Origin of the sequence: Marinobacterium sp. xm-g-48 (assembly GCF_013282925.1) — a bacterium.
GTDB lineage: Bacteria > Pseudomonadota > Gammaproteobacteria > Pseudomonadales > Balneatricaceae > Marinobacterium_E.
Genome location: NZ_WBYQ01000002.1, coordinates 295,165 through 308,388, shown reverse-complemented (window position 1 = coordinate 308,388; position 13,224 = coordinate 295,165). Strand labels below are relative to the sequence as shown.

Sequence of the window (13,224 nt, the reverse complement as noted above, 5' to 3'; positions counted from 1 at the left end):
GAGATGTTGAGATTCACTAAAACCGCACTGTTCCTGCTATTGTCGCTGCCGATGATGGCCTGGGCCGAAACGGCTGATCAGCTATCAGCACTGCTTCAGTCTCACGCTAGGCTCTCTGCTGCCTTTCAGCAGTACACCTTAGGTGATGATAATTTAAAGTCTGAAAATGCCTCTGGCCGCTTGTGGATCGAAGGGGTTGATCGTTTTCGTTGGGAGACAGAGAGTCCCTTTCCACAAACCATCATCAGTGATGGCCAATGGTTGTGGGTCTATGATCCGGATTTAGAACAGGCGACTCAACGCCCATTGGGCGAGGGGGAAGTGATGACCCCGGCTCGCGTATTGGGTGGTGATGTTGAACAGTTGAATCGCTATTTTAATGTTCAGCAGATTGAGGCTGGCGCCGGAAACAGTCTGTTCGAGTTAACGCCAAAAGAGGAAGGGAGTGCGGAGTTCCAATCCCTGCGCCTACTCTTTAGTGGTGATCTACTTGCCGAACTGTTGATACAAGATGGGCTAGGTCAGCGTTCCCTCATTATGTTGAGTGAACAGAGTTTTCCGGCTGCTTTTGATCAGACGATGTTTCGTTTTGTGCCCCCCACATCGGTTGATGTGATCCTGATGGATCAAAACGGATGAGTGATCTATTCGAAGACGCTCCAGTAACGGCTTATGAGCCGTTAGCGTCTCGCATGCGCCCAAGGTCCTTAGAAGAGTATCGAGGGCAAGAGCACCTCTTTTCTGAGGGCAAGGCGTTGCGTCGCCAACTCGAACAGGGGTCAATCCACTCGCTGATTCTGTGGGGGCCGCCAGGTGTTGGCAAAACGACGTTAGCCAGACTGATTGCATACTATGTAGACGCTGAGTTTATCTCTATCTCTGCTGTTATGGATGGCGTCAAAGAGGTCCGTGCAGCGGTTGAACGGGCCAAGATGTTACGTCAGCAGAGTGGTCGTCAGTCGATCCTCTTTGTTGATGAGGTTCATCGTTTCAATAAATCTCAGCAGGATGCTTTCCTCCCCTATGTTGAGGAGGGGACGCTGATCTTTATTGGCGCCACAACTGAAAACCCCTCGTTTGAATTGAATAATGCCTTGCTGTCGCGCGCCCGTGTCTATCCGTTAAAAGCGTTAACGGCAGAGACTTTAGAGGCGTTACTAGAACAGACCCTCAGTAGCCCAAGAGGCCTTGCAGATCGTGATATAATTTTTGAGGAAGGGGCTTTGACAGCGCTGGCTCAGGCGGCTGATGGTGATGCACGTCGCGCGTTAAATCTGCTTGAAATCGCTGCGGACCTCTCTGAACCCGTCGAGGGTAAAGAGTACGTGTCGATCGCCGCGCTATCTGATGTGCTCGCTGCTGGGGTGCGCCGCTATGATAAGGGCGGTGATCTCTTTTATGACCAGATTTCAGCCTTTCACAAGTCGGTGAGGGGCTCCAGTTCAGATGGTGCGCTCTACTGGTACTGTCGTATGTTGGATGCGGGTTGCGATCCTCTCTACATTGCGCGCCGCTTAGTCGCCATCGCCTCAGAGGATATCGGTAATGCCGATCCCAGGGCGATGCAGGTGGTGTTGAGTGCTTGGGATGCCTTTGAGCGAGTCGGCCCTGCCGAGGGTGAGCGAGCCATTGCTCAGGCCGCTATCTACTGTGCGTTGGCGCCTAAGAGTAATGCTGTCTATCAGGCGTTTAATCAGTGCTTGGCTGATGTGGCTAAAGATCCAAGTTACGAGGTTCCAGAGCACTTGCGTAACGCGCCGACCCGATTAATGAAAGAGCAGGGATTTGGTGAAGGGTATCGCTACGCTCACAATGAACCCAACGCCTATGCAGCTGGTGAATCCTACCTGCCACAGGAGATAGCAGATCGCTCCTACTATCATCCTGAAGAGCGTGGTTTAGAGATTAAACTGAGTGAGAAGATGCGCCGCTTACAAGCGGCTGATCAAGCCAGTCCGACTAAGCGTTACCCTAAGGAGAGTAGTTGATGGTCCATCTATTAAGTGTTGCTTTAGGGGGTGCTCTGGGGGCGATGGCTCGTTATTGGTTGAGTGGTTGGCTCAACAGTGCTGATCAAAAGTTACCGGTAGGTACCCTGACGGCTAACGTTGTTGGTTCGTTGTTAATGGGGGTGCTGTTTGTTTTGGTGATGGAGCGAGCTAAGTTGCCACCTGAGATGCGCCCGCTGTTAATGACCGGTTTTTTGGGGGCTTTCACCACTTTTTCTACATTTTCGCTGGAAACTGTTACCTTGATTAACGAAGGTCATGTAACGGCAGCCATCTTTTATGTACTATTGTCCGTCGTATTATCAGTCGCAGCACTTTCTGCTGCCATTTGGTTTACTCGACTGCTATAAATTTTGTAAGGATATTTGATCGATGTTAGATCCACGCCAGGTTCGTGAGAACGCAGAGGCTATTGCTGAACAGCTTAAAAAGAAAGGTTACGAGTTCCCTTTAGCGGCATTTAATGCCCTAGAGCAGGAGCGTAAACAGATTCAAGTTGAGACAGAGAACCTTCAGCAGGAGCGTAACACCCGTTCCAAGTCGATCGGCCAAGCAAAAGCACAGGGGCAAGATATCGCACCACTGTTGGCTGAAGTCGGCGAGCTAGGCGCTAAGCTTGATCAATCCAAAGAGAAACTAAACGAAGTACAAGCTAAGTTGGATGATATCCTGCTGAGCACACCGAACCTGCCCGATGACTCTGTACCGGCGGGTGAGAGCGAAGATGATAACGTTGAAGTGCGTGTATGGGGTGAGCCTGGTTCATTCGATTTTGATGTTCAAGATCATGTCTCTCTAGGTGAGGGCTTAGGCGGTCTGGATTTTGAAGTAGCTGCTAAGTTAACGGGCTCTCGTTTTGCGGTGATCAAAGGGCCTCTAGCACGTCTGCACCGAGCGCTGGCGCAGTTTATGCTGGACACTCATATTGAGAAGAACGGATACACCGAGATCAATGTTCCTTTCATGGTCAACAGTGAGTCTCTGCAAGGTACCGGTCAACTGCCTAAGTTTGAGGAAGATCTATTTAAAGTGCCGTTCGGTGAACGTCACTACTACCTGATTCCAACCGCCGAAGTGCCGGTGACTAACCTAGTTCGTGATGAGATTGTCGACGCTGAAACACTGCCGATGGCTTACGCCTGTCACAGTCCATGTTTCCGTTCTGAAGCGGGTTCAGCAGGTCGTGATACACGCGGTATGATTCGCCAACACCAGTTCGAAAAAGTTGAAATGGTTCAAATGGTTAAGCCAGATACTTCGTGGAACGCATTAGAAGAAATGTGTGGGCATGCCGAGGGTATTCTGCAAGCACTGAACCTGCCATATCGTGTGGTAAATCTGTGTGGCGGTGATCTAGGTTTCTCTGCCGCTAAGACCTATGACATCGAGGTTTGGTTACCGGGTCAGGCTAAGTATCGTGAGATCTCATCTGTCTCAAATATGACCGACTACCAAGCGCGTCGTATGCAAGCTCGTTGGAGAAATCCTGAGACAGGTAAACCAGAACTGCTTCACACACTCAACGGTTCGGGTTTGGCTGTCGGTCGTACACTGGTCGCTGTGCTTGAGAACTACCAACAAGCCGATGGCTCCGTAGTTGTTCCTGAAGTACTGAAACCTTACATGGGTGGTACTGAGGTGCTCAGCGCCTAATCGAATCGGGTAGGTTAGAGATGGAAGGTAGATTTGATCTAGTCATCGTTGGCGGCGGCATGGTCGGTGCTGCGGTGGCTCTGTCTCTAGCCGATACCCAACTTAATATCGCTCTACTAGAGCGCTCTCTGCCTGAGGCCTTCAGCGCTGATCAACCTATGGACTTGCGCGTCTCTGCTTTAAGTCCTGCCTCTATCGATCTGTTGGATCAATTAGGTGCTTGGCAGCCCATTCTCTCTTGGCGAGCTTGTCCCTATCAACGCATGCGCGTTTGGGAGATGGATGAAGATGCGCCAGGTCTAGCAGGTCAAGCAGCACGTAATTTAGCAACAGAATTCTCTGCCCAAGAGATCTCAATGTCCGAGCTGGGCTACATAGTTGAGAATCGCCTGGTTCAACGGGCGTTATTAGATCAATTGAGTGGCCAGAGTAATATCAGTTTAATCACTGACGGGGTTGAGCGGATCGACTACTCGGCGGCATCGACCATCATTGAACTCGATTCGGGTAAGTCGTTAATGATTCCTCTGGTGATAGCCGCTGATGGTGGACAGTCAATGGTGCGTGATGCTGCTGCATTAGGTGCGCATCAGTGGGACTACGAGCAGATGGCCATGGTCATTAACGTTGAGACGCTATTGCCGCAACAAGATATCACTTGGCAGCAGTTCCACCCGTCAGGCCCAAGAGCGCTACTGCCTCTGCCAGGATCAAATGCATCCTTGGTTTGGTATGACGCGCCTGAGCGGGTACAGCAGTTGATGTCGATGGAGTTTGATCAACTTAAAACGACCATCGAAGCCAATTTTCCTGATCGATTGGGTGGCATCAAATCGATTCAAGCAAGAGCTAGCTTTCCGCTGCGCCGTCTGCATGCCCAGCATTATGTAGAAGAGGGCGTCGCTCTATTGGGTGATGCTGCACATCAGATCAATCCATTAGCCGGTCAGGGGGTTAATTTAGGATTTCAGGATGTCGTTGCGTTTTCAGAGGTGATTCATGACGCACTGTCGCGAAATGAGTCGATCAGCTCCGTTGATGTCCTTAAACGCTACGAACAGAAACGCCGCAAAGCTAATCTATTGATGATGCAATCGATGGATCTCTTCTATCGCCTGTTCAGTAATCAGAAAAAGCCCCTCAAATTGGTACGCAATCTAATGCTAGGTATTGCAGGTGCTGCCAAACCAGCGCGTGTGAAAGCTTTACGAATCGCTTCAGGGATTGATCGGTTTTAAACGGTTGGAGCCTTATCGAAGATGAGGCGATTTTTCTTCCGATCGCGGCCTTTTCAAGACTGCTCCAACAGAGAGCTAAAACGGGGTCTGACCTTCGGTCTGACCCCTTTAATCCGTCACCTTCAGCTTGAATTAACAACGATCTGCTCCTATTAATTAACTATATCGATTAAAGGTGTCTGTTATGCGGATTGCGGTTGTTTGGTTTTTTTCTCTATTGATCAGCTCAGTGAGTCAGGCTGGCTTGCCGATCATTGACTCGCAGGGACAATCCTTGCCGTCTATTGCCCCGATGTTGGAGAGGGTGAATCCAGCGGTCGTCAACATCTCGACCTTCTCGACACGTCAGATCGTCAACCCACTGTTGAACGACCCCTTTTTTCAACGCTTTTTCAACATTCCTAGAGATGCCTTTCCGCAACAACGCCGTAGTCAGAGCAGTGCCGGCTCTGGTGTGATTGTCGATGCCGAGCAGGGTACGATCATTACCAACTATCACGTCATTAAAGGGGCTGACGAGGTTCAGATTGGTCTTACCGATGGGCGCAGTTTTAAAGCCCGTTTAATTGGGGCCGACCCTGAAGTGGACATTGCGGTATTGGATATCGATGCCACGGGGTTGAGCGAGTTATCGATCCGCGACTCCTCGTCACTCAGAGTCGGTGATTTTGTTGTGGCGATCGGTAACCCTTTTGGGCTTGGGCAGACCATCACAACGGGTGTCGTCAGTGCGTTAGGGCGTTCAGGTTTGGGTATCGAGGGGTATGAAAACTTCATTCAGACCGACGCCTCTATCAACCCCGGCAACTCCGGTGGTGCTCTCGTCGATTTGAATGGAGACCTGGTGGGTATTAATACTGCCATTATTGCGCCAAGCGGAGGAAATGTCGGAATAGGCTTTGCAATCCCTAGTAATATGGCACGACGTGTTGCTGATCAATTGATTGAAGAGGGTCGTGTCACACGTGGCTGGGCAGGGCTTTCGGTGCAACCGCTAACTGCTGATTTACGTCAGGCGTTTGGGCTGGTTGATCAGCAAAACGGTGTGATCGTTTCAGAGGTGATTAAGGGCTCTCCTGCTGATCGTGCCGGTCTTCAAGTCGGCGACATCATTACCGCACTGGATGGTAGAGCACTGATCTCAGCGGCTACCATTCTTAACGCCGTGGCATTTGCAGCCGAAGGGGATCAACTAAAGCTGGAACTACTGCGCAATGCTGAGCCGCGATCCGCCAAGCTGATCGTCGCCTATCAACAACCTAAATCTGATCCAGAACAGGGGGCTCTTCATCCGTTACTGTCTGGTGCCGTCTTTGAGCCAGTGACCAGTGGCAGAGGGGTTCAGGTCAAAGGTGTTGAACAGGGAAGTCGGGCCGCTCGAGCAGGGTTGGTCGCTGGCGATCTTGTTGTCTCTATCAATCGACGTTCGGTTCGAACCCTAGAGGATCTACAGCGTGAACTCTCTGGCAGTTCCAATCAGTTATTGATTCAACTTCAGCGAGGCCGCTCAATGTTTTATCTGGTCTTAAGATAAATCTGAGATTACCTAGCAACTTTTCAAAACTGTTCTACACTGAACACATTAATTACCTAATTGTCATATAGGGCTTGAAGAGAAATCGTTAATGAAAGGTGTAGTGTTTAATATCCTTGAGGATATGGTAGTGGAAAAGGGCGGTGTTGTTCTCTGGCAACAGCTTCTTAACAGGGCCGGCGTTGCGGGTAGCTATATTTCAGTGGATACCTATGAAGATGCCGAACTCTTTAAGATTGTTCATGAAGTCCAACAGGCGCTCGATATTCCCCTAGAGGATGTGATTCGCAGTTTTGGTGATTTCATGTTTGCTAAGCTGGCTGAACGTTACCCTATGTTTGTTGAAGCTGAGGGCGATCTGTTTGGTTTCTTGAAAAGTATCGAGCCTGTGATTCACTTAGAAGTACAAAAGCTCTACACAGAGGCTAACCTTCCGACAATTGATTGCGCTAATGGTGACAACAACCGACTGGTAATGAACTATCGTTCGCCGCGAAAACTCTGTATTTTGGCAGAGGGGTTAATCCAGGGGGCGGCCACTTACTATCAAACCCCTATCAATATTGAGCACGATATCTGTATGCACAGAGAGTCTGACCACTGCGAACTCAGCATAAGTAAAGTGAATGTCTGAAGAGTTAGAGCTATACAAACAAGCGTATGAACGAGAACGCAAAGCGCGCCTTGCAGCAGAAGATGTGCTGGAGACTCGTTCGCGTGAGCTGTTTCAAAAAAACCAGGAGCTCGAAGCCTCTTTGGTTCAGTTAAAAGCGCAGCAAGATGCACTGATTCGATCTGAGAAGTTGGCTACGCTTGGTACGCTTGTCTCTGGCGTGGCACACGAGATTAACAACCCGCTGTCGTTTGTTCACTCTAATGTAGACACCTTGGGTCAGCACAGTGACGCCATCGCTAAACTCTACCCTCTATTGATCGAATCTCTAGCGGTAGATGAATCTGAACGACCAGCGTTTGCTGAGCGTGTGTTCAAGTTCCTTGAAGAGGAAGATCTTGAATATTTCACCGATGAATTAGATGAGTTGGTTTCTGATACCAATGACGGTGTGCAGAGGGTGAAGGAGATCGTTCGCAACTTAAGAAGCTTTGCTCGAATGGATGCTCAGGATAGAACAGAAGCTGATCTTAATGAGGGGATTCGAAGTACCCTTAAATTGATTAACAACCAGATCAGTGCCAACACAAAGGTCAACCTCTCTCTTGAAGAGATTCCTCCAGTGCTCTGTAACCCCGGTGAGATCAATCAGGTCCTTTTAAATATTCTTGTCAATGCAGCACAAGCGCTTGAGGGTCAGCGTGAACCAACCTTAGAGATCGCGTCCAAAGAGAACCAAGGCTGGGTTGAGATATCGATAGCCGATAACGGTAAAGGGATGACCAAAGAGATACAGCAACGTATTTTTGAACCCTTCTACACAACAAAGGATATTGGTAAAGGTACGGGGCTGGGTCTATCCATCTCCTATGGCATTATTAGCCACCATCAGGGTGAGCTTTTGGTTGATTCTGCACCAAATAAGGGCACAATTTTCACGCTAAGAGTGCCGATTCACACCCGTTAAACACCTCTTATATTACAACCCATTTCTTTACTTAAAAATGTCATATAAATGTGACGAAATTATCTATTTTCTTCTAGCCCGCACCACAGCTGAATCTTCGCCCCTTGCCCAATAAGTCAAGAAATTTTTGACGCATATTTGCTATTGCAAAGTTCGTCTAGATCACTATATTTAGTGTCTGTTGTTTGTCGAATAACTATATATAGTGATTTATGTTGGATAGACAACCACAAGATATAGTGTTGTGTGAAGTAGCGATCAGCACCCTCAGGCAGCACGAATAATAACACCGACTAAGAAGTGGAATGTCGTTATGCAACAGGGTTTAAAGGTCACAAAACGCGATGGTAGCCAAGAGTCACTGGATCTAGAGAAGATCCACAAAGTTGTGACTTGGGCTGCAACCGGTCTAAAGACTGTGTCTGTCTCTCAAGTAGAGCTGAGTGCCAACATGCAATTCTTTGAGGGTATCTCAACATCAGACATCCATGAGACCCTAATCAAAGCGGCTGCCGATCTTATTTCAGAAGAGGCGCCTGATTACCAATACCTTGCTGCGCGCCTTGCGATCTTCCACTTACGCAAGAAAGCGTTCGGTGAATTCGAACCACCCCACCTATTTGCCCATGTCCAAGCCATGGTGAATGACGGTCGTTACGATAAGCACCTTTTAGAAGACTACACTGAAGCGGAATTCAATGAGCTGAATGACTACCTTGCTCATGATCGCGACATGAACTTCAGCTACGCGGCCGTTAAGCAGCTAGAGGGTAAATACCTTCTACAAAACCGTGTTACGGGTAAGATTTACGAGAGCCCACAGCAGCTCTACATGTTGGTAGCCGCTTGTCTCTTCTCTAAATACCCACAAGAGACGCGTTTGGGTTATGTAAAACGTTTCTACGATGCCTGTTCTCTGTTTAAACTGTCGCTACCGACGCCGATTATGGCGGGCGTTCGTACACCGACCCGTCAGTTCAGCTCTTGTGTATTGATTGAAACGGGTGACAGTCTGGATTCAATCAACGCGACAGCCTCTTCGATCGTTAAATACGTATCACAGCGTGCGGGTATCGGTATCAATGCCGGTAGCATCCGTGCCCTAGGTAGCCCAATCCGTCAGGGTGAAGCTTTCCATACTGGATGTATTCCTTTCTACAAACACTTCCAAACAGCGGTTAAAAGCTGTTCACAAGGGGGTGTACGAGGGGGTGCTGCGACTCTGTTCTACCCAATCTGGCACTTGGAAGTGGAGTCACTGTTGGTTCTTAAAAACAACCGTGGTGTCGAAGAGAACCGTGTGCGTCACCTAGATTACGGTGTTCAGATCAACCGAATGATGTACCAGCGTTTGATCAAAGGCGGCAACATCACCTTGTTCAGCCCACACGAAGTGCCTGGCTTGTACGATGCGTTCTTTGCTGACCAAGATGAGTTTGAGCGTCTCTATGAGCAGTACGAACAGGATCCAAATATCCGCAAACAGACGATCAAAGCGGTAGAGCTGTTTGGTATTCTTGCATCCGAGCGTGCATCGACTGGCCGTATCTACATTCAGAACGTCGACCACTGTAATACCCACAGTCCGTTCGATCCTACAGTGGCGCCGGTTAAGCAGTCCAACCTCTGTCTTGAGATTGCGCTGCCAACTAAGCCTTTGAAAGAGGTGAATGATCCGGACGGTGAGATAGCTCTCTGTACACTGTCAGCATTCAACCTTGGCGCACTAGAGAACTTAGATGAGCTAGAAGAGCTGTCAGAGTTGATTGTTCGTGCACTAGACAGTCTGTTGGACTACCAGGATTACCCGGTTCCAGCTGCATACACTGCAACCATGGGTCGTCGTACTCTGGGTGTCGGTGTAACCAACATGGCCTACTACCTAGCGAAGAACTCTGTTCGTTACTCCGATGGCAGTGCTAATGGCCTAGTACACCGTACCTTTGAAGCGATTCAGTACTTCCTGTTGAAGGCATCAAACAACTTGGCAAAAGAGCTGGGTGCCTGTCCTAAATTCAACGAGACCACCTACGCTCAGGGTATTCTGCCAATCGACACCTACAAGCGTGAAGTTGATACCTTCTGCGAAGAGCCATTGAACTACTTCTGGGAGACACTTCGCGAAGATATCCGTGAATTTGGTCTGCGTAACAGCACCCTTACGGCGTTGATGCCCTGTGAGACCTCTTCGCAGATTACTAACTCAACCAACGGCATCGAACCACCACGTGGTTATGTTTCGGTTAAGTCGAGTAAAGATGGTGTGATGAAACAGATCGTACCTGAGTACTTAGAGCTGAAAGATAACTACGAACTTTTGTGGTCAATCCCAGACAACGAAGGCTACCTACAGTTGGTCGGCATCATGCAGAAATTCGTAGACCAATCAATCTCTGCAAACACCAACTATGACCCGGCTAAGTTCCCAGGTGAGAAGGTGCCAATGAAGCAGTTGTTGAAAGATCTTCTGACCGCTTACAAGTACGGTGTTAAGACACTTTACTACCACAACACTCGTGACGGTGCTAAAGATCAGCACGATGACATGGGTGGCTGTGAAGGCGGCGCTTGTAAACTTTAAATCTGTAGTTCGCCGCCCAGTACTTCGGGCGGCCGTTTAAACTTTTACGAAGAGGTTAGGGCAGATGTCTTACTCTACATTCAGTACCAGTAATCACGATGCAACTCGCGAACCGATGTTTCTAGGTCGCAGTGTTAACGTTGCGCGTTACGACAAACAGAAATACCCAATCTTTGAAAAACTGATCGAGAAGCAGCTCTCTTTCTTCTGGCGCCCAGAAGAGGTTGATCTAAGTACTGACCGTAAAGACTTCATGGCGTTGCCAGAGCATGAACAGCACATCTTCTTGAGCAATCTTAAATACCAAACCCTGCTGGATTCAGTTCAGGGTCGTTCGCCAAACGTTGCGTTCTTGCCGATCGTCTCTATCCCTGAGCTTGAGACTTGGTTTGAAACTTGGGCGTTCAGTGAGACCATCCACAGCCGTTCGTACACGCACATCATTCGCAACATTGTGACTGAACCGTCTAAAGTATTTGATACCATCGTGACGAATCCAGAGATCGTTGAACGTGCTGAAGCGGTAACGCGTCTTTACGATGAGTTGATAGAGTTAGTGAATGTCTACACGATTCATGGCGAAGGTAAGCACACAATCGACGGTAATCTGGTCGATGCAACACTCTACAATATCAAAACGAAACTCTACCTAACGCTAGTATCTGTTAACGTTTTGGAAGCGATCCGTTTCTACGTCAGCTTTGCCTGCTCATTTGCTTTCGCAGAGCGTGCAGTGATGGAGGGTAATGCGAAGATTATCCGTCTGATTGCACGTGATGAAGCGCTGCACCTCACCGGCACACAGCATATGATCAACATCATGGCCTCCGGTGCTGATGATCCTGATTTCAAACAGATCGCTATTGAGCAGAAAGAGGAAGTGATCAAGCTCTTCCGTGATGCGGCAGAACAAGAGAAATCTTGGGCAGAGTACCTCTTTAGTCACGGATCAATGATCGGTCTAAACGCTCGAATTCTGGGCGATTACGTTGAGTACATTACCAACGTCCGTATGAAAGCCTTGGGTCTAGAAGAGATCTTCGAGAACCGCGCTAACCCATTGCCTTGGATGAACTCATGGTTGGTCAGCGATAACGTCCAAGTGGCTCCTCAAGAGTCGGAAATCAGCTCCTACCTGGTCGGTCAAATCGACAACGAAGTAGGGGATGAGGATTTCGAAGGCTTTGACCTTTAATTTGAGGGTTTGACGATGTCGGGTATCCCACGCATCAAAGTCAGCAACCATCATACCTTCTACTACCAGTATGAGTTTTCACTGCTTGATGCATTGGAAGCTCAACAAATACCTGCACCTTACAACTGCCGCGGTGGATACTGTGGATGTTGTAAGGTGCGTCTATTAGATGGCGAAGTTGAACCTGTTCAGGATGCACTGGTGGACTGTGCAGAGGGGGAGGTTTTAACCTGCTGTTGTCGTCCCAAAGGGCACATAGAGATCGAAATTCCAGACGCCGAACAGCCCCTGTAAATCCGCACCAAAATGAGTCAAAAATAATTTTTGTTCACAGTGCAAGTTTTTTATAAGAAAAAAGTACATAAATATTTAAAAAAAATTATAAAATCCTGTTGAATAATTTAAGTTATTGAATTTAAAAGAATTATTTTTACCGGTTCAAAATTGAACCAATTTGCTGAACGCCCCAGTTCATCGGTAATAGCGCACTTCTTCCAAACATTATTCACCAAGTTATCCACAGATTCTGTGAGTAATAAAAACGGTGAAAAAAACACTTTTTGGTCTTGACAGAGAGGGATCAAAATACTGCCTTACTTCGCCTTTGGGTATAATTAAGTAATCACTAATTTTCGACGAGTATTGGTAAATGACTGATTTTGAAAATGAAGTAATCAAATCGACCCAGCATTGGGTGGATAAAATGGTCGTCGGGCTAAATCTCTGCCCCTTTGCCAAGAAAAGCATCGATCAAAATCAGTTGCGCTATGTTGTCTACACCGGTGACGACATTGAATCGATTACTCAGCTGTTGGTCGAAGAGCTAGAGCGACTAGTGAACGATAAGAGTATCGAAACGACTCTGTTGATCCACCCAAACTTTACGACAGAGTTTGATGCCTACTTAGATTATTTGGCAGGTGTCGATGAGTTGATCGACGCGTTGGGTTATTCGGGCGTTTTCCAAGTGGCTGGCTTCCACCCAGATTATCAGTTTGACGGTGTCGCAGAGATCGACCCAGCAAACCATACCAATCGATCCCCTTATCCCATGATGCATCTGCTCCGCGAAGCGAGCGTCGCCTGGGCCGTCGAGACACACCCTGACATCGATTCGGTGCCGGAACGTAATGTGGAGCTGTTGCGGGAGATGGGAGAGAAGGGGATTCAAGAGTTGATCTCTGGAAAACGCTGATAGGGCGGATGTCAGGCTGAAGCCAGACACCGGAGAATTAACCAAGCTACGGAGTGACGGTGACTGGCTTTCAGCCTCTCATCCGCTATCTTAATTTCGCGGTTTGTCGCTGTGCGCCAATTCGCTCCTACAATTTCGCGGTTTGTCGCTGCGCGCCAATTCGCTCCTACAATTTAATGCTCCGTTTGTAGGAGCGAATTACCACGAAGTGGTAAACCGCGAAACAACCGCAGAGCGGT

At 48.4% G+C, this 13,224-nt stretch carries 12 protein-coding genes; all 12 read left to right on the top strand.

The annotated features are described in order from the left end of the window. Nucleotides 1-3 precede the first annotated feature (3 nt). Nucleotides 4-639 (top strand): outer membrane lipoprotein chaperone LolA, encoded by a 636-nt coding sequence (gene lolA, locus XMG48_RS05380; RefSeq protein WP_173481035.1) that lies wholly within the window; start codon nt 4-6, stop codon nt 637-639. Then, nucleotides 636-1,988 (top strand): replication-associated recombination protein A, encoded by a 1,353-nt coding sequence (locus XMG48_RS05375; protein ID WP_173481034.1) that lies wholly within the window; start codon nt 636-638, stop codon nt 1,986-1,988. Before lolA ends, XMG48_RS05375 begins: the two co-directional genes overlap by 4 nt. Then, complete coding sequence (crcB, locus tag XMG48_RS05370) at nt 1,988-2,359, top strand: fluoride efflux transporter CrcB (RefSeq protein WP_173481033.1); 372 nt, start codon at nt 1,988-1,990, stop codon at nt 2,357-2,359. The genes XMG48_RS05375 and crcB overlap by 1 nt, the downstream gene beginning before the upstream one ends. A 22-nt stretch (nt 2,360-2,381) precedes the next feature. After that, nucleotides 2,382-3,662 (top strand): serine--tRNA ligase, encoded by a 1,281-nt coding sequence (gene serS, locus XMG48_RS05365; RefSeq protein ID WP_173481032.1) that lies wholly within the window; start codon nt 2,382-2,384, stop codon nt 3,660-3,662. 20 nt (nt 3,663-3,682) lie between these two features. Beyond that, nucleotides 3,683-4,900, top strand: coding sequence for an FAD-dependent monooxygenase (locus XMG48_RS05360; RefSeq protein ID WP_173481031.1), 1,218 nt, complete (start codon nt 3,683-3,685; stop codon nt 4,898-4,900). 184 nt (nt 4,901-5,084) lie between these two features. Continuing rightward, on the top strand, nt 5,085-6,434 hold the full coding sequence (locus XMG48_RS05355) for a Do family serine endopeptidase (protein ID WP_173481030.1): 1,350 nt from the start codon (nt 5,085-5,087) through the stop codon (nt 6,432-6,434). A gap of 91 nt (nt 6,435-6,525) precedes the next feature. Further along, nucleotides 6,526-7,068, top strand: coding sequence for a heme NO-binding domain-containing protein (locus tag XMG48_RS05350; RefSeq protein WP_173481029.1), 543 nt, complete (start codon nt 6,526-6,528; stop codon nt 7,066-7,068). Beyond that, a complete protein-coding gene (locus tag XMG48_RS05345) occupies nt 7,061-8,014 on the top strand; it encodes a sensor histidine kinase (RefSeq protein WP_173481028.1) in 954 nt (317 codons plus the stop codon). Before XMG48_RS05350 ends, XMG48_RS05345 begins: the two co-directional genes overlap by 8 nt. A 313-nt stretch (nt 8,015-8,327) precedes the next feature. Further along, nucleotides 8,328-10,595, top strand: coding sequence for a class 1a ribonucleoside-diphosphate reductase subunit alpha (nrdA, locus tag XMG48_RS05340; RefSeq protein WP_173481027.1), 2,268 nt, complete (start codon nt 8,328-8,330; stop codon nt 10,593-10,595). A 64-nt stretch (nt 10,596-10,659) separates the two neighbouring features. Continuing rightward, nucleotides 10,660-11,790, top strand: a complete 1,131-nt coding sequence (nrdB, locus tag XMG48_RS05335; RefSeq protein ID WP_173481026.1) for a class Ia ribonucleoside-diphosphate reductase subunit beta — start codon at nt 10,660-10,662, stop codon at nt 11,788-11,790. Between the two features lie 15 nt (nt 11,791-11,805). Continuing rightward, nucleotides 11,806-12,084, top strand: coding sequence for a class I ribonucleotide reductase maintenance protein YfaE (yfaE, locus tag XMG48_RS05330; protein WP_173481025.1), 279 nt, complete (start codon nt 11,806-11,808; stop codon nt 12,082-12,084). Between the two features lie 355 nt (nt 12,085-12,439). After that, entirely contained in the window at nt 12,440-12,985 is a 546-nt protein-coding gene (locus XMG48_RS05325) for a DUF1415 domain-containing protein (protein ID WP_173481024.1), read from the top strand. The last annotated feature ends 239 nt before the right edge of the window (nt 12,986-13,224 follow it).